Origin of the sequence: Streptomyces sp. NPDC057002, from assembly GCF_042673825.1 — a bacterium.
Lineage (GTDB): Bacteria > Actinomycetota > Actinomycetes > Streptomycetales > Streptomycetaceae > Streptomyces.
This window is the reverse complement of sequence record NZ_JBHURZ010000002.1, coordinates 1,146,005-1,165,620: the sequence shown is the minus strand read 5'-3', so window position 1 is coordinate 1,165,620 and position 19,616 is coordinate 1,146,005. Positions and strand designations below refer to the sequence as shown.

The 19,616-nt window shown below is 73.0% G+C and carries 17 protein-coding genes and 1 pseudogene; 12 read left to right on the top strand and 6 right to left on the bottom strand.

Annotated features, from left to right (window positions below; all coding sequences use genetic code 11):
- Window positions 1–9: 9 nt before the first annotated feature.
- Window positions 10–294: pseudogene (locus ACFT32_RS13335) on the top strand (coagulation factor 5/8 type domain-containing protein); the annotation flags it as partial.
- Window positions 295–306: 12 nt separating this feature from the next.
- Here the strand turns inward: ACFT32_RS13335 and ACFT32_RS13330 are convergent.
- Window positions 307–1,551: an SGNH/GDSL hydrolase family protein gene (locus ACFT32_RS13330; RefSeq protein ID WP_382488541.1), complete on the bottom strand. Its 1,245-nt coding sequence runs from the start codon at window positions 1,549–1,551 to the stop codon at window positions 307–309.
- A gap of 330 nt (window positions 1,552–1,881) precedes the next feature.
- Between ACFT32_RS13330 and ACFT32_RS13325 the strand changes: the two genes are divergently transcribed.
- The 6 genes from ACFT32_RS13325 (at window position 1,882) to ACFT32_RS13300 (ending at window position 9,550) form a co-directional block, all read left to right on the top strand.
- Entirely contained in the window at window positions 1,882–3,339 is a 1,458-nt protein-coding gene (locus tag ACFT32_RS13325) for a CAP domain-containing protein (RefSeq protein ID WP_382488899.1), read from the top strand.
- A gap of 80 nt (window positions 3,340–3,419) precedes the next feature.
- Window positions 3,420–4,097, top strand: coding sequence for an AIM24 family protein (locus ACFT32_RS13320; RefSeq protein ID WP_382488540.1), 678 nt, complete (start codon window positions 3,420–3,422; stop codon window positions 4,095–4,097).
- Window positions 4,098–4,279: 182 nt separating this feature from the next.
- Complete coding sequence (locus ACFT32_RS13315; protein WP_382488539.1) at window positions 4,280–5,347, top strand: tetratricopeptide repeat protein; 1,068 nt, start codon at window positions 4,280–4,282, stop codon at window positions 5,345–5,347.
- Window positions 5,344–6,507, top strand: coding sequence for a polyprenyl synthetase family protein (locus ACFT32_RS13310; protein WP_382488538.1), 1,164 nt, complete (start codon window positions 5,344–5,346; stop codon window positions 6,505–6,507). Before ACFT32_RS13315 ends, ACFT32_RS13310 begins: the two co-directional genes overlap by 4 nt.
- A gap of 101 nt (window positions 6,508–6,608) precedes the next feature.
- Window positions 6,609–7,568 carry a threonine/serine dehydratase gene (locus tag ACFT32_RS13305; RefSeq protein ID WP_382488537.1) on the top strand — a complete coding sequence of 320 codons (960 nt, stop codon included), beginning with the start codon at window positions 6,609–6,611 and terminating at the stop codon, window positions 7,566–7,568.
- 344 nt (window positions 7,569–7,912) lie between these two features.
- The gene (locus tag ACFT32_RS13300; RefSeq protein ID WP_382488897.1) at window positions 7,913–9,550 is read left to right on the top strand and encodes a serine/threonine protein kinase; all 1,638 of its coding nucleotides are present in this window, start codon (window positions 7,913–7,915) and stop codon (window positions 9,548–9,550) included.
- On the opposite strand, the gene ACFT32_RS13295 is transcribed toward ACFT32_RS13300, so the two are convergent.
- On the bottom strand, window positions 9,542–10,975 hold the full coding sequence (locus ACFT32_RS13295; RefSeq protein ID WP_382488536.1) for a serine hydrolase domain-containing protein: 1,434 nt from the start codon (window positions 10,973–10,975) through the stop codon (window positions 9,542–9,544). The genes ACFT32_RS13300 and ACFT32_RS13295 overlap by 9 nt on opposite strands.
- Window positions 10,976–11,048: 73 nt before the next feature.
- On the opposite strand from ACFT32_RS13295, the gene ACFT32_RS13290 reads away from it, so the two are divergent.
- The 3 genes from ACFT32_RS13290 (at window position 11,049) to ACFT32_RS13280 (ending at window position 13,640) form a co-directional block, all read left to right on the top strand.
- Window positions 11,049–12,020, top strand: coding sequence for an LLM class F420-dependent oxidoreductase (locus tag ACFT32_RS13290; RefSeq protein WP_382488535.1), 972 nt, complete (start codon window positions 11,049–11,051; stop codon window positions 12,018–12,020).
- 100 nt (window positions 12,021–12,120) lie between these two features.
- Window positions 12,121–13,152 carry a hypothetical protein gene (locus ACFT32_RS13285; protein ID WP_382488534.1) on the top strand — a complete coding sequence of 344 codons (1,032 nt, stop codon included), beginning with the start codon at window positions 12,121–12,123 and terminating at the stop codon, window positions 13,150–13,152.
- A 62-nt stretch (window positions 13,153–13,214) separates the two neighbouring features.
- Window positions 13,215–13,640 (top strand): SsgA family sporulation/cell division regulator, encoded by a 426-nt coding sequence (locus ACFT32_RS13280; protein ID WP_382488533.1) that lies wholly within the window; start codon window positions 13,215–13,217, stop codon window positions 13,638–13,640.
- Between the two features lie 37 nt (window positions 13,641–13,677).
- Here the strand turns inward: ACFT32_RS13280 and ACFT32_RS13275 are convergent, their stop codons facing one another.
- Complete coding sequence (locus ACFT32_RS13275; RefSeq protein ID WP_382488532.1) at window positions 13,678–14,175, bottom strand: DUF6328 family protein; 498 nt, start codon at window positions 14,173–14,175, stop codon at window positions 13,678–13,680.
- Window positions 14,176–14,323: 148 nt separating this feature from the next.
- Here ACFT32_RS13275 and ACFT32_RS13270 point away from each other — a divergent pair, with 148 nt between their 5' ends.
- Window positions 14,324–14,668, top strand: coding sequence for a hypothetical protein (locus tag ACFT32_RS13270; protein WP_382488531.1), 345 nt, complete (start codon window positions 14,324–14,326; stop codon window positions 14,666–14,668).
- Between the two features lie 48 nt (window positions 14,669–14,716).
- On the opposite strand, the gene ACFT32_RS13265 is transcribed toward ACFT32_RS13270, so the two are convergent.
- Complete coding sequence (locus tag ACFT32_RS13265; protein WP_382488530.1) at window positions 14,717–15,700, bottom strand: aldo/keto reductase; 984 nt, start codon at window positions 15,698–15,700, stop codon at window positions 14,717–14,719.
- Window positions 15,701–15,838: 138 nt separating this feature from the next.
- Here ACFT32_RS13265 and ACFT32_RS13260 point away from each other — a divergent pair, with 138 nt between their 5' ends.
- Window positions 15,839–17,575 carry a cholesterol oxidase substrate-binding domain-containing protein gene (locus ACFT32_RS13260; RefSeq protein WP_382488529.1) on the top strand — a complete coding sequence of 579 codons (1,737 nt, stop codon included), beginning with the start codon at window positions 15,839–15,841 and terminating at the stop codon, window positions 17,573–17,575.
- Here the strand turns inward: ACFT32_RS13260 and ACFT32_RS13255 are convergent.
- Window positions 17,565–18,149, bottom strand: a complete 585-nt coding sequence (locus ACFT32_RS13255; protein ID WP_382488528.1) for a TetR family transcriptional regulator — start codon at window positions 18,147–18,149, stop codon at window positions 17,565–17,567. The genes ACFT32_RS13260 and ACFT32_RS13255 overlap by 11 nt on opposite strands.
- Window positions 18,146–19,609 carry an MFS transporter gene (locus tag ACFT32_RS13250; RefSeq protein WP_382488527.1) on the bottom strand — a complete coding sequence of 488 codons (1,464 nt, stop codon included), beginning with the start codon at window positions 19,607–19,609 and terminating at the stop codon, window positions 18,146–18,148. The genes ACFT32_RS13255 and ACFT32_RS13250 overlap by 4 nt, the downstream gene beginning before the upstream one ends.
- Window positions 19,610–19,616: the final 7 nt, after the last annotated feature.

Genomic DNA, 19,616 nt, shown 5'->3' with positions numbered 1-19,616 from the left:
CGGGCCCCGCGCCACCAGACGGTCTGGAACGGCAACGGCGGCCGGACGTACTTCTACCAGAACGAGATGCCGTACGACCCGCCGAACCAGTCGGCGTGGATGAACGGATCCACGCAGGGCTACGCCGCCTACAAGGTGGCGAACTCGGTGACGCGCCACGAGGCGTACGGGCTCGGCAGCTACTGCTACTTCAACGTCGACCGGAGTGTGACGGCCGAGCACGCCATCGAGGCGCCGAACAACCCGAACGTCCGCTTCCGGAGCATGGTGACCGTCTCCCTGCGCGGCAACGGGCCCTGACCCGGGCTAACGGTTCCCGCAGTCGAGGCTCTCGAGATCGACGGCGTCGGCCATCGCCCGCATCCCCTTGTCGTTGGGGTGCAGATGGTCGCCGCCGTCGAAGACGGGCAGGATCCGCTCGGGGTCGGAGGGGCTGCGCAGGACGCGGTCGAAGTCGGCGACCGCGTCGAACTCGCCGCTGGTACGGATGAAGGCATTGACCTCCTGGCGCACGGCCTCCCCGGCGGGGTCCCATTCCTGCCAGCCCTTGAAGGGGGCGATCGTGGCGCCGACGACGCACTTGCCGGCCGCGTGCACCCGGTTGACCAGGGCGCGGTATCCGGCGATCAGCCTGGCGGCCGTGGCGCCCGGCTCGGCCTTGATGTCGTTGACGCCCTGGAAGAGGAACACCGTGCGCACGCCCGGCAGCGAGAGCGCGTCCCGCGAGAGGCGGTTCAGGGCGCTCTGCCCGGGAACGTCGGTCAGGACCCTGTTGCCGGCGATCCCCGCGTTGGCCACCCCTTCGACGGTCGTCGTGGGGGACTTGGCCAGCCGGCGGGCGAGGTAGTCGGGCCAGCGCCGGTTGAGGTCGGTGGTGGACTGCCAGCCGTCGGTGACGGAGTCGCCGAGGGCCACCACGGCGCCCGCCGCGGACCGTGGCCGCACGGTGACGGCGTCGAGGTAGAACCACGAGCCGGTCCGCTGTTTCCAGTGGGCCGCGCTCTCTTCGGCGGTGTGATCGCCCCCGGCGGTGTACGACGTCTGCATCGCCATCCAGTGCCCGGTGAGCGCGCCTCCCGCCCGGGGCACGTACAGGCTGACGACGAGCGTGCTCGCGGCGGGGACATCGCCGGGCAGCGGGTCGCTGTAGACGATGCCGCCGGCCGGGACGGTGACGGAGCGCGCTCCGTCGAAGGTGAGGCGTCTGTTGCTGCCCGGGACGAGCGCGGCCCCGTCCCGCTGCAGGCCCGCGTGGACGTTGCCGAAGGTCACCGGCTGGTCGCCGAAGGCGTTGGACAGCCGCACCCGCAGGCCGCTGCCGCCGACGCTGGTGTGCACCACCAGCCGGTAGCCGCGGCCGTCGACCGCCTCGCCGATGCGGTCGGCCGAGGAGGCCCAGGTGACCACGCCGTCCCCCCGCTCCGCCGGGCCGCTGGGCGGCGGGGCCTGCCCGGCCCCCTGGGGTGTCGCACCGGCTCCGCAGCCCAGCACCAGGCAGGTGGAGAGGGCGGCCAGGGCGGTGCGGCGGCGGGGGCGTGCGGCGCGGGGCATCGTCGGCGCTCCTTCGGCCGGTCGGCGGGCGTTCTCATGCGCGAGGCGGATCGTCCGGGTCGTCCCGGCGTACGACACGGTATCGGTGCCGCCTCCGACGCCGTGCGGGTGGAGGGGCCGGAGAGCCGGGTTCGAGTCCGGCCAGGAGTCTCCCGGGCCGGTCAGGACGGCTTCGCCGCCCCGTAGAGGTCGACCGCCTTGCGGTCGCCGGAGCAGGCCCGGCAGTCGGCGGGCCCGATCCCCCACGGGCCGGATGCTCCGGTTCGTGGCGGTGCCGCGGGCCTCCGACGGCGGGAACCCTCGTCCCTCCGGGGCCGTTGTCCGGGCGTGGTGAGCGAGTTGGTCCCCGGTGGCAATCTGGCGTTGCCGGGCGGTGCGGTGACCGTCCGGGTGCCCGGGCCGTTCGACGTGTCCGCGCTGATCACCGACGACAGCGGAAAGGTCGGGGGCGACGGCGACTTCGTCTTCTACAACCAGCCGGCCGCTCCGGGATCCGTGCTGCGGGGCGACACACTCACGGTGGACCCGGCGAGGTTGCGTACCGGTGCCACCCGGGTCACGGTCGCCGTCAGCCCCGCCGAGCCCGGAACCGCCCTCGGCCGGCTGCCCTCTCCCACGCTTCACGTCACCGACGCCGACGGCCGCCCGCTCACCCGGTTCACCCCACCGCGCCCCCGCCAGGAGACGGTGCTGCTCCTCGCGGAGCTCTACCGACGCGGCGACCGCTGGAAGCTGCGGGCCCTGGGCCAGGGGTACGCCGACGGACTTGCGGGAGTCGCCCGGGACTTCGGCGTGGACGTCGCGGACGACACGACCCCGTCCGGGCCGGGCGCGACAGCCGGGGCGCCGGGCGCGCGGCCCGGACCGCTCGACGGCGGGGCGCGGCGAGCGGCCTTCGCACCCGCGGCCGGGCCGGCGCGGGTCCCGGCCGCGCGGCACGGGACCGCCACCGGACCCGCCGGCCGTGCCGCCCACTCCCCCGGCCCTCCCGCCTACGTGCCCTCGGCACCCGATCCCGACGGGTTCGTCGCCCTGGTCAACTCCGCGCGGGCCGAAGCCGGTTCGCGTGCGGCCGCCCTCGACGCCCGCTTGGCGTCCGCGGCCCGGGAGCACGCGGCCGCCATGGCGATGACGGGACGCCTCGGCGTCGAGAGCCGGGACGGTGTCTCCGTCTACCAGCGCGTCACCGGCGCCGGGTACGCGTATCTCACCATCGGCGAGCACCTCGTGTCCGGCCCGCGCTCACCCGCCGAGTTCGTCGCGTACTGCCTGCGCACCGACACCGCGCGCCGCACCCTGCTCGACCCGGCGTTCACCCACACCGGACTGGCCCACGTCCAAGACGGTCCCTCCGGTGACACCTACTGGACCGCCCTGTGGGCCGGGCCGTTCACACCGGACGGGCTGCGGGCCACGGCATCAGCGGTCACCGACCTCACCAACCGGGAGCGGGCACGGGCCGGACTCCCGCCCCTGGCCGTCGACCCTCTGCTCACCACCGCCGCGCAGGCGCACAGCGCCGACATGGTGGCCCGCGCCTTCTATTCGCACACCGCACCCGACGGCAGCCGGCCCTGGGACCGGGCCTCCGAAGCGGGGTCCACCCGGCGTTCCATCGGCGAGAACATAGCCTGCGGCCAGCGCTCCCCCGCCGATGTCGTGGAGGGCTGGATGAACAGCCCGGGCCACCGGGCCAACATCCTCAAGCCCGGCTTCACCCACATCGGCGTCGGCTTCGCCGGCGGCGGCCGGGCGGGCACCTACTGGACGCAGCTCTTCGGCGCCTGACACCGCACCACCGCGCTCCGCAACCGTCGGCCCTGCCCGCGATCTTGGCGGAGGGAGACGCTCCGGGCGAGGATGCCCCCATGAAGGGTGACCTGTTTTCCAGCGAGCACATGGCACAGCCGGCCGTCGCGGCGGGCATGACGATCGAGAACGCCAAGTGCGTCCGGTACACGGTGAACGGCGAGATGCTCTCCCGCCAGGGCGCGATGATCGCCTACCGCGGCAATCTCCAGTTCGAGCGCAAGGGCCAGGGCGTGGGCGGCATGCTCAAGCGCGCGGTCACCGGGGAGGGACTGCCGTTGATGGCGGTGCGCGGGCAGGGCGAGGCATGGTTCGCGCACGAAGCGCAGAACTGCTTCATCGTCGACGTAGAACCCGGCGACGAGTTCACCGTCAACGGCCGCAACGTGCTGTGCTTCGACGCCTCGTTGTCGTATCGCATCGCGACCGTGAAGGGCGCCGGCATCACCGGCGGCGGTCTGTTCAACAGCGTCTTCACCGGGCACGGCAAACTGGGCCTGGTCTGCGAGGGCACCCCGCTCGTCATCCCGGTCTCCGCGCAGTACCCGGTGTACGTCGACACCGACGCCATCGTCGGCTGGACGGCGGGCCTGGGGACCTCCCTGCACCGCTCCCAGTCCATCGGGTCGATGCTGCGCGGCGGCTCCGGCGAGGCCGTGCAACTGCTGCTCCAGGGCGAGGGATACGTCGTCGTACGGCCGAGCGAGGCGACGCCGCAGAAGCCCGGACAGCACTGATTCCGCACCGAGGCCGCTCGGGTGATCTACGCCTCACAGGCAACCCGGTCCGTTCACCTGTCGTCTTGATCGACAACAGGTGATGCCCTGGCCCTTGTGGCCAGGGCCGGTTTCCCCCCTTCTATACTCGGCATGTATACGCAGTGTGTATACATGATGCGTATACGGACCGAAAGGCATCGATGTACGGCAAGGCATTCGCCCCGGAGTACCAGGGCGCGCTCACCACTCTGTCCGTCAACTCCTCACTGACCGACGTACTGGCCGCCGGCACCGAGCAGTTGAGGGCGGCCGAGCGCGCCGGCGAGCCCGGGGAGGTCGCGCGTTCCGGACTCGCGGTGGCCGAGGCGCAGCGCCGGCTGGGCCGGGTCGCGGACGCGGACCGCGCCTGGAAGGCGAGTTACCGCGCCGCCCGCGAGGCGGAGGACACCGGGGCGATGGCCTGGGCCCTGTGGAGCGGCGGCACGCTGGCCCGGCAGCGCGGCGCGCTCCCGCTGGCCCGCCGCCTCCTCCAGCTCGCGGCCGACCTGGGCGAACGCGGCGGGGACATCGTCGTACGCGGCTACTCGCTGGCCGGCCTGGCCGAGACCGGCCGCATCCAGGGCGACTACGAGGCCGTCGGCCGCCTGCACGAGCAGTTGCTCGCCGAGGCCAGGCGGCGCGGGGAGGCGCGGCACACGGTGTGGGCGCTGGAGGGCATCGCGCAGATGCACCGCAACACCGGGGACTACGACAGGGCGTACGCCCTGTTCGAGGAGTCCGCCGAGATCGCCGCGCGCGCCGAGGACCGGCGCGGACACGCCTGGGCGCTGCGCGGTCTGGCCGACGTCGTGTCGGTGCGCGACGGGGACACCGAGCGGGCCCTGGAACTGCTGAGCGAGGCGGAGACGACATGCCGCGCGATGCGGCTGTCCAGCGCGCTGGCCTACAACCACAAGATGCGCGGCAACGTGCTGTACCGGGCCGGGCGTTACGCCGAGGCGCGCGCCCTGTACGAGCAGGCGCTCGCGGAGTTCCGCGAGATGAGCGAGCCGCGCGGTGAGGCGCTCTCGCGCCTCGGACTGGCCAAGTCCCTGGCCCGGCTGGGCCGCGACCGCGGCGAGACGGCGGCCGAACTGGCCGACCTCGCCGGCGTGCTGGAGCGGATCGGCCTCCAGCACGCCCGCAGGATGGTGGCCCGCGCCCATGAGGAGCTCGGCATACCGGACACGGGGCTCGCTCTCGCGGGGGCGACGGAGGCGGCACGATGACGGCGCTCCCCACGGCGGTGCAGGCGGCCCGGCGAGACGCGGCGGTACGGACAGCGCGGCAGGACACGGCGACGCAGTCCCCGACCACCCCGCACGCGACCCGGCAGGACACCGCGACGCCTGGCGAGCCGCAGGGTCTCGTCGGCGACTCCGGCCACTCCCGCGACGCCCACGCGGTCCTCGATCGCTGCCGTGCCCTCGTGCGCCCCGCCCTGTCCGAGGCCGTCGGGCGACTGCATCCCTGGGTCGGCGAGATGGCCGCGTACTCCTTCGGCTGGTGCGAGGTGGGCGGTGCGCCGGCCGTCGCCTCCGGCGGCAAGGGCGTACGGCAGGCACTCGCGGTGCTCGGCGCCGAGGCGGCCGGTGCCCCTGGCCGGGCCGGGGTGGCCGCGGCCGTGGCGGTGGAGCTGGTGCACACCTTCTCCCTGCTGCACGACGACATCATGGACGGCGACGCGGACCGGCGACGCCGCCCGACCGTGTGGAAGGCCTACGGCACGGGACCCGCGGTGCTCGCGGGTGACGCCCTGTTCGCGCTGGCCGTCGAGACGCTCGCCGCGCAGCCGGGCGGCGCCGGTGGCGTGCGGACGCTGTCCGGGGCGCTGGGCGACCTGGTGCGCGGGCAGGCGGACGACCTGCTGTTCGCCGAGCGGCCCTGGACGGGACCGCGGCGGGTGCGCCCCGACGAGTACCGGACGATGGCGGAGCACAAGACGGGCGCCCTGCTGGGCTGCGCTGCCGCGCTGGGTGCCGTGCTCGGGGGTGCCGCACCGGAGACGGCCACCGCGCTCGACCGGGCGGGCCGGCACCTCGGGATCGCCTTCCAGATCGTCGACGACGTGCTGGGCATCTGGGGTGACCCCCGGGTCACCGGCAAGCCGGTCCACGGCGATCTGCGGGAGCGCAAGAAGACGTTCCCGGTGCTGGTCGCGCTCGGCTCGCCGAGCGGCGGCAGGATCGCCGCGCTCCTGGAGCGCGGCGAGGAGCCCGATGCGGCGGCGGCGCTGATCGAGGAGGCGGGCGGCCGTTCGGCCGCCCTGGCCGAGGCCCGGCGTCACCTCGCCGCCGTCGAGACGGCGCTCGCCGGGGTGCCGTTGGCGGCGGGAGCCGCCGGGGAACTGCGGTCGCTGCTCGGCTTCCTGGTACGGCGCGACGTCTGATCCGGTGCCGTCCGCCCGGCCGTGATTGACCTCGGCCGGGTCGGCGGGCGAGGGTTGTGACCAGGCGTGTTCCACGACCCCGCGCCGGAAGGACGGCAGCCGTGATCGGCATCTCGGAGATCGAAGCGGCGGCCGAGCGGATCGCCGGGCATGTCGTGCGCACCCCGACCGTGCCGAGCCCGGGGCTGTCGGCACTGCTCGGCGCCCCGGTCACCGCGAAGCTGGAACTGCTGCAGCGCACCGGCTCGTTCAAGGCGCGCGGGGCGACGGCGAAGCTGCTGTCGCTGGGCGAGCCGGAACGGGCCGCCGGGGTGGTGGCGGTCAGCGGCGGCAACCACGGGATCGCCGTCGCGGTCATGGCGGCGGCCCTCGATGTGAAGGCCACGGTGGTGATGCCCCGCTCGGCGCCCTCCCGTGCCGTGGAGATCGCGGAGGCGTCCGGCGCGTCGGTGCGGCTGACCGACGACATGGACGGCGCGTTCGCGCTCATGACGCGGCTTCAGCAGGAGGGGCTGACCCTGGTCCACCCCTTCGACGACCCGGTGGTGATCGCCGGGCAGGGCACGGTCGGCCTGGAGTTCGCCGACGACGCCGGGGACCTCACCGACGTGCTCGTCAGCATCGGGGGCGGCGCGCTGATCTCCGGTGTCGCCGCGGCACTGCGGGCGCGGCGGCCCGGGGTGCGGGTCTGGGGCGTGGAGACCGAGGGCGCCCAGGCCATGTCCGAGGCGCTGGCGGCGGGCGGCCCGCTGCCGGTCGCCCTGTCGTCGATCGTCTCCACGCTCAGCGCCCCGTCCGTGTCGCGGCTGACGTACGAGCATGTCTCGGCCCTGGTCACCGAGGTGCTCGTGGTCCCGGACCGGGAGGCCGTGCGGGGCTCGCTGGAGCTGGCCGAGCACGCCAAGGTGTGGGCCGAACCGGCCGCCGGCTGCCTGCTGCCCGCCGCCCGGCAGGTCCTTGAGCGGGTCGGCGAGGGAGCCCGGCTCGGACTGGTGGTGTGCGGGGGCAACGCGACCACGGGGGACATGATCGCCTGGTCGCATCGCTTCGGTCTGCGCTGAGATCGGGCCCGCCCCGCGGGGAATCCGTCGCGGAATTCATCGGAGGGCTCTGAGTTCAGATGTTGTACACCGCCGCATTTACCGGCGGTTACCACCAGGCCAGCCCGGAATTTGCGAATCCGGGGGCGGAGGCGGGGCGAATTCTCCGCGCCATGGCGGCCCGGGCGGCAGAGGTAAGGGGGCCCTGAGCCCGTGAAAGACCGTTTTTCCTCGCACACTTGCCCCCGTCTCTTGAACAAAAGACAAGAATGAACACGGAGTTGCTCTCCGATTGAACGGAGTGCGCCTCACTCCCCGTACCTCTGGAAAAGGTTGAAAGCCAGGTTTCCAGTCGAGGGATGGCCATGGGCAGGGCGCACGTCTCCACACACCAGTTGGTCGCCGGCCGGTACCGGCTGCTCGAGATCATCCAGCGCGAGACCAACCGCATCTGCTGGTACGCCGAGGACACCGGCGCCGGCGAGGTCTCGCGGCCGTGTCTCGTCACCCAGATCGGGCTTCCGGACGACCCGCTCGAGCCCGAGCGCCGGGCTTCCGCCCGGCTGCTGCGCACGTCCGAGAACATGGCACTGCTGTGCCCGGGCAGGATCGCCACGGTCGTCGACATCGTCGAGGAGGCCGGTGCCCTGTGGACCGTCAACGAGTGGATCGACGGCACTCCCCTGGGCGAACTCCTCTCGGAGCAGGGCACGTTCAACTACGTGCGGGCCGCGCGCGTCGGCCTGGAGCTGCTCGACGTGCTGGACGCGGCGCACGCCGAAGGCATCACCCACGGCGAACTCAGCCCCGGCCAGGTGTTCGTCCGCGAGGACCACTCGGTCGTCGTCACCGGCTACGGCCTGGCGGGCGCCACCCTCGCGCCCCGGCTCACGGCCCCCGCCTACGCCTCTCCGGAACAGGCCCGGGACGAGCGCATCGGCCCGGCGGCCGACCTGTGGGCGCTGGGCGCGATCCTCTACACGATGGCCGAGGGACGCCCGCCCTTCCGTGACCGGGGGCGCCCGGAGAACACCCTGAAGGCCGTGGACCGGCTGCCGCTGCGCTCGCCGGTGCGCTCCGGGCCGCTCACCCAGGTCGTGCAGGGGCTGCTCCGCAAAGACTCACGGGAGCGGCTGACCCGCCCGGTGGTCCGTGAGGCGCTGACCCGCGCGCTCAGCGAGGACCCGGAAGCGGCCCTGGGGTCGGCGCGGGCCCCGCGGCTGCGCGGCTCCTATGCCGCCATGCTGCCGGGGACCCCGGCCTGGAGCAGACGGACCATGGTGGCCGGGACGGCCCTGGCCGTGGTCACCGTCGCGGTCGCCGTGCTCGCCGCGACCCAGGGGCTGCCCGGCAGTGACACCGGCAGCGAGGCGGCCGACTCGCCGGCCCGGCCGCCCGCCTCCGCCGCCTCGCCGGGCGAGAGCACCGGCGGCGACGCTCCGGAGCCGCCCCGGACGCCCAGCCCGACGGAAAAGCCCTCCTCCCCCACGCCCGCCCCGTCGTCCCCCGAGCCCACGCCGTCCGCCCCGGCCACCGGCCTGCCGCCCGGCTTCCACCGCTACAACGCGCCGGAGGGCTTCTCCGTCGCGCTGCCCGAGGACTGGAAGCGCCTGGACACCGACCGCGAAGGCCTGGCGTACCGGGTCGTCTTCGGCGCCGACGGGGACGACCGCACGCTGGCCGTCACCTTCAGCGCGGACGCGGGCCCGGACCCCGTGGCCGTGTGGCGGGACGACGTCGAACCGAACCTGAAGCAGTCCGGTGACTACGACCGGATCGGCGCGATCCGCGCGACGACGTACCAGGGGCGCGAGGCCGCCGACATGGAGTGGACGGCGGACGTCGGCGACACCCGCGTGCGCACCTTCGGCCGGGGCATCCTGCTGGGCGAGGGCCGGAGCTTCTCGCTGCGCTGGACGACCCCGGCCGCCGACTGGGAGGACAGCGCCAACGAGCAGACGCTGCGCACCGTCCTCAAGACCTTCCGGCCCGGCTCAGACTGAGCCGCGCGGTGCGCGCAGGGAGGTGAGCGGGCCGGGACGCAGGGGCTCCGTGCGCCAGCGCGCGGTGAGCGTACGGTCCGCGAGGGAGCACGTCAGCTCCAGGCGGTGCGGAGTCTCCAGGAACACCACCTCCAGGGCCAGCGTGCCGGCATCGGTCCAGCCGCCGCTCACCGCGGTCGGGAGCGGCTCCTCCGCCACCGTCCAGCATGCCTTCCCGATCCGCAGGTCCAGCCGGCTCTCGCCCTCGGTGAGCCCGAGCGTCCAGCCGTCCGCGTCAGGTACGAGCCCGGCCGACCAGGCCGGGCCGTCTTCCTCCGGGGAGCCGAACTCGGCGGCGGCCCAGTCCTCCGCACCTCCGGGCGGTACGGGACTGCCCGGAGCGGGCGGCAGCGCGAGCCCGGCGAGACGCTCACGCAGGGCCGCGTCGGCGGTCTCCCGGCCGGACAGCGGCCCGGGGCCGAAGGCGGGCAGCAGATGCTTCCAGACGAGGTTCAGGAAGTCCTGCATCCGCTCGGTCGCCGCGGTCGTCGCGATCACCGCGTCGTGCTCGGGCAGCACCAGACAGAACTGGCCGTACGCGCCGTCTCCCCGGTAGCCGTGCCGGGAGGTCCAGAACTGGTAGCCGTAGCCCCGGTCCCAGTCCTGCCGGTCCATGTCTCCCATGGCACCGGCGGTCGGGATGTGGGGACGCGCGGCCCGGGCCGCCCACCCCTCGGGCAGCAGCCGCTTGCCCTCCCAGACCCCGTCGCGCAGATACAGCTCACCCAGCCGGGCGACGGCGTCGGTCGTGGCGTGCAGACCGCTGTAGCCGATCTCGCGGCCGGCGCGGTCCCGCTGCCAGAACACCTCGCCGATGCCCAGCGGATCCAGGAGCCGCGGGCGCAGATACTCGGTGAGGGGCTGCCCGGTCACCCGCTGGACGATCGCGGCGAGGGTGTAGGTGGTGGGCTGGTTGTAGGCGAAGACCGTGCCGGGGTCACGGTCGGGCGGCAGCAGCAGGAACCCGCGCACGGGCTCCGCCCGGTCCAGCCCGTAGGTCTCCTCGACGGTCTCCCGCTCGTGGCCGCTCGACATGGACGCCACGTGCCGTACCAGCATGGCGCGGCTGCGGGGGTCGGTGATGTCGGCCTCGAACTCCGGGAAGTAGGAGATCACGGGCGCGTCGAAGTCGAGCAGCCCCTCGGCCTCGGCCAGGGCGGCGGCGGTCCCGGTGAAGCTCTTGCTGAGCGAGTACAGCAGGTGGGGTCGCCCGGGTGTGTAGGGCGCCCACCAGCCGGAGGCGACGAGGTGTCCGTGCCGCGTGATCATCAGGCTGTGCGGCTCGATCTCCGGGGCCGCTTCGAGGGCGTCGAGGAAGGCGTGGACACCGGAGGCGTCGACGCCCTGGGAGGCGGGGCTGCCGGTGGGCAGGGCGGAGGCACTCATGGAGGCATCCTCCCCCTGCCGAAGGACCTTGATCGAGCCGTTTTCACGCCCGCTGTCAGGGGACTCGCCGGTTATGGTGCAAATCGGATACACGATGATGACCGAACAGGCCGGCCCCCGAGAGCTCGTCGACCATGTGGTGCGGGCCGAGGAGGCGGGCTTCGACTTCTCGGTGACCTCCGACCACTACTTCCCGTGGCTGCGCTCGCAGGGCCATTCGCCCTACGCGTGGGCCGTGCTCGGCGCGGCCGCCCAGGCCACGTCACGTATCCCGTTGATGACGTACGTGACGTGCCCGACGTTCCGCTACCACCCGGCGGTGGTGGCGCAGAAGGCGGCGACGCTGCAGTTGCTCTCCGAGGGCCGGTTCCGGCTGGGACTCGGCTCCGGCGAGAACCTCAACGAGCACGTGGTGGGCGGCGGCTGGCCGTCCGTCGACGTGCGGCACGAGATGTTCGAGGAGGCCGTGGAGATCATCCGGGCCCTCTTCAAGGGCGGCCACGTCAACCATCGCGGCACGCACTTCGACGTGGAGTCGGCCCGGCTGTGGGACCTGCCGGACGAGGCGCCGCCCATCGGCGTCGCGGTCTCCGGGGAGCGGTCGTGCGAACTCGCGGGCCGGCTCGGTGACCTGGTGATCGCCACGGAGCCCAAGGCGGGGCTGCTGGAGGCGTTCGACCGGCACGGCGGCGCGGGCAAGCCCCGCATCGGCCAGCTGCCGGTCTGCTACGACCCCGACCGGGACACGGCCGTCAAGCGCGCCCACTCCCAGTTCCGCTGGTTCGGCAGCGGCTGGAAGGTCAACTCGGAGCTGCCGCACCCGGATTCCTTCGAGGCGGCGACCCAGTTCGTCACACCCGACGACGTGGCCGACGCCATACCGTGCGGTGACGACCCGGACGCGTTCGTCGAGGCCGTCCGCCCGTACGCCGAGGCGGGGTTCACCGAGATCGCCCTGGTCCAGATCGGCGGCGAGTCGCAGCCGGCGTACCTGGACTGGTCGGAGAAGACCCTGCTGCCCGCGCTGCGCGACGCGTTCGGCTGAGGTCGGCGGCGCTCCGTGGCGCGAAGGCTCTCCGACGGTGGATATAGGCTGCTGGCCTGCACGTACTCGACGCAGCCAACCCCCCTCAGGAGAGTCGTCCGTGACCGTAGCCATCACCCCGCCCGAGACCTCCCCGGCGCCCGTCTCCGACCAGGTCGCGCTGGACGCGCGGGAGTTCGGGGCGTACGCCCGGACCGGAGGATGGGCCTTCGGGCTGAAGGTGGCGCGCAGCGTGCGGCCCGGCGGGCAGGGCGCTGACGAGACGCCGAAGGTGTCGGCGAAGGAGTTCGCGGAACTGGCCGGGTGCTCCCCGGATCGCGTCATGCGCTACTACAAGGCGTGGGACCGGGCGGCGGACGACGGTCTGGTCCCGCACTTCGAGGCGCTGGCGCCGGGGGAGGACGTGGAACTGCCGGACGCGGACGTGTGGCTGAGCTACTACGTCTCCCGCAACAGCGCCACCTCCGAGCGCGGCACCGCCATCACCGAGGCCGCCGAGGCGGAGGGCATCCGGCCCACGAAGGCGCTGGAGGTCGCGGAGAATCCGACCGCCCTGCGTGCCGCGATCCTCGCCGACCCCTCCACCGCCCGCGCGGCCCGTCAGGCCCTGCTGGACCGGGTCCGGGAGGACCCCGACCTGCAGGCCGAGCTGGCCCGTGACGTCGTGCGCACCGACGAGCTGAAGAAGGCCGTCGCCGGCGAGAGCAGGGCGGCCGACCGCATCGGATACGTGCGCCAGATCGCCGAGTCGGGGCAGATCAAGACGCCCGCCGGGCAGACCCTCGACGCGCCCGCCGATCTGCGTCAGGAGGCCGAGCGGCACCTGTCGCTCATCGACGAGCTGGACGAGAACGAGGACTCCGGCGAGTGGGCCACCGAGGCATACGACACGATGAAAACCCTCGTCGTGGAGACCGTGGAGGCCGACCCGGGGCTGCGGGTGCAGGAGCGGCGCACGAAGTTCTACAGCAGCCTGCAGAAGGCGACCAAGGTGTTCGAGGAGCTGACCTTCGACGACACCCCGGAGTTCTTCGAGGACGACATGGTGGAGCGCCTGGAGGAGCTGCAGCGGGCCGTGGCCGTGTGCATCGAGTCCCTGCGCGGTGCCCGCGGGAATCACCCGGAGGGCTGAGCATCTTGCGCGTGTGAGGGGTACTAGAGGGCTCTACGTCGGTTCATCCCGGAGGCCCTTTCGTGAACTCCTTCGTGCACAAGACCCTGGTGGTGCAGCTCCAGGCCGGTGACACGGACCGTTTCTCGGTACTCGCCCACCTGAGCTACGACACCGCGGACCCGTTCGCCGTCACCCTCGTGTTCAGTCACGACGGGCGGGTCCTCGCCCGGTGGCAGCTGGACCGCGAGATGCTCGCCGACGGGCTGCGGCGTCCGGTCGGGATGGGCGACGTGCGGATCCGCCCGGTGTCGCGGGGCATGTGGCAGGAGTTGCGCCTGGAGTTCCTCGGTGACGCCCGCCCCGACGGCGGCCGCCACCACGCCCTGGTGTTCGCGTGGGCCCCGGGGTTCGCGGCGTTCCTGCGGGAGACCCATGAGATGGTCCCGCCGGGCCGCGAGGAGGTCCATGTGGACGACTTCCTGGCGGACGTCATCGCCGGGGGCTGATCCCCGGGGCCACGGGCGGGCCCGGCGGGTACCGCCGTCACTCCGACGTATGGCGGTACCGGGTCCACAGGGGCAGGACGAACCAGCACAGCAGGTACCAGCAGACCACTCCGGCGACCAGGTAGGGCACAAAGCCGTCGTGCGTGGCCACGCGCAGGATCAGCAGCAGCGAGGCCGTCGTCGTGGCCAGCAGCAGGAGGAGGCCGAGCAACGTCAGCCGGGAGGCCAGCCGAACCGCCTGCGGCTTGACGCGCCGCCCGGAGACGAGGCGGTGCAGCGCGACGGGCCCTATCAGCGCCCCGGTCGCACAGGCACCGAGGACGACCGTCACGAGGTAGATCGTCTGGTCCGTGCTGGTGAGGTTGTCGTACTTCTCGGTGAACACCACGGTGAGCAGGAAACCGAACAGGATCTGCACGCCCATCTGGGCCACGCGGACCTCCTGGATGAGCTCCTGCCACATCCGGTCCGCTCTCTCCTCCTCGGTCTCGTCGCGCCCCCGGCGCCTGGCCCCGCCCTCTGCCGTGTCCGACACTGTTCCTCCCGGTGTGAGCCTCGCGTCCTTCTGTCCCGCGAGTTCCCCGTAAAACGCCGTCGTCCCGGGCCGCACGGCGGTTTGAGCGATCAGGCGACGGTTACACGGACGACGCGAATGACGCAGAACCCGAGGAGGTCGTGGACGCATGTCCGGAACGCAGCTCACCGTGACGCTCAGCGGCGGTGGCACGGACGACGCACGAGCGGTCGTCCGCGCCCTGGAAGGCACGTTCGGGGCGCCGGACGAGCTTCCCGCCGACGACAACGCGACGGTGCACATGGCGACCTTCGGCGACGCGGAGGCCGGTGACGCCGGAAGCGCCGCGGCGAGTGCCGAACGCTTGTCCGCGCCGGTGACCGTCACCGTGCAGGGCACCCCGGAGGCGGTGCGGCGGGCGAGCGACACGCTCACCCGGGCCTTCACGGCCCGCGACGACGGTGTCGCCTCCGGCGACCAGGAGCAGGAACGGCAACTGCTCCTGGTGCCCTGAGAGGTGCTGTGACGGATCCCGGGTGGGAAGCCGTGAGGGAGACCGTCTCTACCAGCGGGATTCGACCTGGTCCTTGACGCGCTGCTCGTAGAGGTCGCGGACCGCCGCCAGCGTCTCGCCGGACAGCTCCGGCAGGCGGGCGGCGTTCGCGTTGGCCCGGGCCTGCTCGGGTGAGCGGGCGCCGGGGATCACGGTCGTGACGCCGGGCTGCTCGACGATCCAGCGCAGGGCCAGCTGGGCCGGGGTGTATCCCTCGGGGGCGAGCGCCGCGAACTCGGCGGCCGCCTCGACACCGGTGGCGTAGTCGACGCCGGAGAACGTCTCGCCCACGTCGAAGGCCTCGCCGTGCCGGTTGTAGGCGCGGTGGTCGTTCTCGGGGAAGACCGTCTCCCGCGTGTACTTGCCCGACAGCAGGCCGGAGGCGAGCGGGACACGGGCGATGATGCCGACCCCCGCCGCACGGGCGGCCGGGAGCACCTCGCGCAGGGGCTTCATACGGAACGGGTTGAGGATGATCTGCACGCTCGCCACGTTCGGCCGGGCGATCGCGGTCAGCGCCTCCTCGCAGGTCTCTACGCTGACGCCGTACGCGGCGACGCGCTCCTCCTCGACCAGGGTGTCGAGGGCGTCGAAAACCTCGTCGGTGGAGTAGACGGGCGTCGGCGGGCAGTGCAGCTGCACCAGGTCGATCCGGTCGACGCCGAGGTTGCGCCGGGACCGGTCGTTCCAGGCGCGGAAGTTGTCGAGCACGTAGTTCTCGGGGATCTGGTCGACGCGGCGGCCCATCTTCGTGGCGACCAGGACGTGCAGGTCCGGCCTGCCGCTGAGGAACGCGGCGATGGTCTGCTCGCTGCGGCCGTCGCCGTACACATCGGCGGTGTCGAAGAAGGTCACCCCGGATTCGGCCGCCGTCTCCAGTACCGCGAGGGCTTCCTTGTCGTCGACGTCACCCCAGTCGGCACCCAGCTGCCATGTGCCCAGGCCTACGACGGAAGCGTGCTGACCCGACCTGTCGAATGTGCGCTCGTCCATGGGCGTCAGTCTGTCATCCGTCACGGGTTCGCGCGGAAGGTATCGCTCCGGCCCGCCGAACCCGCCAAATTCACTCACACGAGTGAATAGATGCGACAAGAATGTGTCACGTGTCAACCGGCGCCTAGCGTGCTCGACGTGACTACTGGTTCAGTGAGCAACGTCCCTTCGCAGGACCCGCGTTGGACGCGCCGGGGCTTCCTCCTCACGGCGGCCGCCCTGGCCGCCGTGCCGGGCCTGCCCGCGGATCCTGCGGCCGCGGCGGCGGAATTGCCGGACTTCCCGGCGGACGTCGCCCTGTACCGCTCGGCGTACCGGAACTGGGTCGGCGAGATCACCGCCGACGGTCTGTGGGCCTGCGCGCCGGACGGCCCGGAACAGGTGGCCGACGTCGTCAACTGGGCGTGGCGGCACGGGTGGCGGGTGCGCGCCCGGGGCGCCTCGCACGGCTGGTCGCCCCTGACCGTGACGGAGGGGACGCCGTCCGGCGCGCCCGTACTCCTCGTCGACACCACGCCCCGTCTGACCGGCCTGGCGCTGGACTCGCCGACGGCGGTGCGTGCCGGAACCGGCGTGACCATGGAGGCGCTGCTGACCTTCCTCGAGGGACACGGCCTGGGCGTCACGGCCGCTCCCGCTCCCGGTGTCCTCACCCTGGGCGGCGCCCTGGCGATCGACGCGCACGGCACGGCCGTCCCCGCGCGGGGCGAACACCGGCGGCCCGGGCACACGTACGGCTCGCTCAGCAATCTGATCCTGTCCCTGACGGCGGTCGTCTGGGACTCCCGGGCCGGCGCGTACGTGGTGCGCACGTTCCGTCGCGACGAGGCGGACTGCGCCGCGCTGCTGACCCATCTCGGACGGTCCCTGGTGACCGAGGTGGTGCTGCGGGTGGGCGCGAACACGAACCTGCGGTGCGTGAGCCGTACGGACATCCCGGCGGGCGAGCTGTTCGCCGCGCCCGGCTCCGACGGGCATACCTTCTCACGCTTCCTGGACGAGGCCGGGCGGGTCGAGGCGATCTGGTTCGCCTTCACCGAGCATCCCTGGCTGAAGGTGTGGAGCGTCTCCCCCACCCGGCCGCTGACCTCGCGGCGCGTGACACGGCCGTACAACTACCCGTTCTCCGACAACATCCCGACGCCGGTGGCGGAGCTGGTGGGGCGGATGACGTCGGACGCGGCCTGGTATCTGGCGCCGGTGCTGGGCACCGCGCAGTACGACGCGGCCGCGCTCGGCCTGGTGACGACGCTGTCCGCCGACCTCTGGGGGCCGTCCAAGAACACGCTGCTGTACCTGAAGCCGAGCACCCTGCGGGTGCATGCCGACGGCTACGCGGTCCTGACCTCGCGGGAACAGGTGCAGCGGGTGCTGGCCGACTTCGCCGCCTTCTACCGGGAGCGGCTGGCGGCGTACGCGGCCCGGGGCAGCTTCCCGGTCAACGGCTCGGTGGAGATCCGGGTGACCGGCCTGGACGAGCCGGACGACGCCGGGGTGGCCGGGGCCCGCCCGCCGTTGCTGTCCGCGCTCCGGCCGCGCGAGGACCACCCCGAGTGGGACACGGCGGTGTGGCTGGACGTCCTGACGCTGCCGGGAACGCCGGACGCGGAGACGTTCCTGCGCGAGATCGAGCGGTTCCTGCTGCGCACCTTCGACGGCGGGTTCGCGCTCACCCGGGTGGAATGGTCCAAGGGGTGGGCGTACACGGAGGACGGGGTGTGGAGCGATCAGGAGGTGCTCGGCTCGGTGGTGCCGGCCGCGGTCGGTCCGGCCCAGTGGGCCGAGGCGGACGCGGCGCTGGACCGGCTCGACCCGCACCGCGTCTACGGCAACGCCTTCCTGGACCGGCTGTTCGGCCAGGGCGCTACGGGGTGAGGTGCGCCTGCACCGAGGGCGCGTAGCGGTCCACCAGAGCGTCGACCGTGCTCGCCCGCACCTCGGTGCCGCGGGCGATGCCGTACATCACGCCCAGGCCGAGCAGGGTGGCGACGGCCAGTTCGGCGCGCAGGCCCGCGTCGGGGCCGGTGAGGCGGTCGGTGAGGCGGTCGGTCACCTGGGTGCGGAAGTTGGCGCGCAGGATGTCGCCCTGCTCGCCGTGCAGGGGCGCGAACACGATCCGCAGCAGCGGGTCGGCGCCCTGCTCGGACTGGCTGACCAGGACGTGCCGGACCATGTGCGGTCCGAGTTCCTCGAGCGGCGCGGACAGCAGGGCGGCGGCATCGCTCTCGAAGGACATGACCCGGGCGAACAGTGTGTCCTTGTTGCCGAAGTACTTGAGGATCAGCGGCGGGCTCACACCGGCGCGCTCGGCGACCGCCTTGAGCGTGATGTCGGCGTGCGCGTGCCGGGCCAGCAGATGGCGGGCCGCCTTGAGGATGGCCGCCTTGGTGGCCTCGGCGTCCCTGCGGGCCGGCGTGGGCGTGACGGGTGGAGTGCTCACGGCACTCATGCTCCCTCCATCGCCCGGTCGTGCGCGCCCCGGGTGCGGTCCCCGGCCGGTTCAGGACCGTCCGGTTCGCCGGACACGGAGTCGCCCGGGATGCACAGTGCCGCGACGACGGCCAGGAGCGCGACCGCACCGGCCATCGCGAAGGCCAGCAGGTATCCGTGCAGGGTGGGCACCGGAGCCCCGCCGACCAGGCTGGTGTGGTGCACGAGGACGGCGGCCACGGCGGCACTGGAGCAGGCCTGGCCGATCGTCCGCATCAGGACGTTGACGCCGTTGGCGGAGGCGGTCTGCCCGGCCGGCACGGCACGCAGGATCAGCGTGGGCAGCGCCGAGTAGGCCAGGGTCGTCCCGGTAGCGACGACCGTGGCCCCCGCGATGATCATCCAGAGATCGCGGCTGTCGGCGATACGGACCGCGTACCCGGCGGCGATGACCGCCGCCCCGAGAGCGAGCGTGACACGCGGCCCGCGCGCGGCGGAGATCCGGGCGGAGACGGGCGACAGCAGCAGCATGACCACACCGCTGGGCAGCAGGCACAGGCCGGTGGCGACGATGGACAGTCCCAGCCCGTACCCGGTCGCCTCGGGCGCCTGCACGAGCTGGGCGGTGACCAGGGTGTTGGCGTAGAACGCGAATCCGGCGAGCAGTGCGGCCACATGGGACAGTCCGACCCGGGGCCGGGCCACCAACCGCAGGTCCACCAGCGGCTGTTCGGCCCTCAGCTGCAGCCACCACCACAGCGCGAGTACGACTGCGGCGGCCAGGAACAGGCCGACGACACGCGGGCTGCCCCAGCCCCACTGCCCGCCCTGGGAGACCCCGAGCAGCAGGCACACCAGCCCGACGGCCAGTCCCAGCGCGCCCGGCACGTCGAACCGGCCCGGTTCGCGCACCGGCGACTCCCGCACCGCCCACCACACCAGCGTCACGCCCGCGGCCCCGAGGGCGCCGGTCACCCAGAACATGGTGTGCCAGTCCGCGTACTGCACGATCACCGCGGCCAGCGGCAGGCCGAGCGCGGCACCGATTCCGACGGTGGAGCTCATCAGCGCCACGGCCGAGCCCCGGCGCTCCGGCGGCAGCTCGTCCCGCAGGATGCTGATGGACAGCGGGACGACCGCGGCGGCGGCCCCGGACAGGGTGCGGGCGGCGATCAGCACGCCGATGTCGGAGGTCAGGGCGCACAGGACCGAGCCCAGGGTCATCAGCCCGAGGGCCGCCATGAGCACCCGTCGCTTGCCGTACATGTCGCCGGCCCGGCCCAGGACCGGGGTGAGGACGGCCCCGGACAGCAGCGTGGCCGTGACCATCCAGGAGACCGTGCCCGCCGAGGCGCCGGTCAGCCGGGGCAGATCGGGGAGCAGGGGCACGACCACGGTCTGCATGACGGCCATGAGGATGCCGCCGAAGGCGAGCACCGGGACGGTGAGCCGGTTGCGTATCGCGGCGGTCCGGTCCATCGGCACT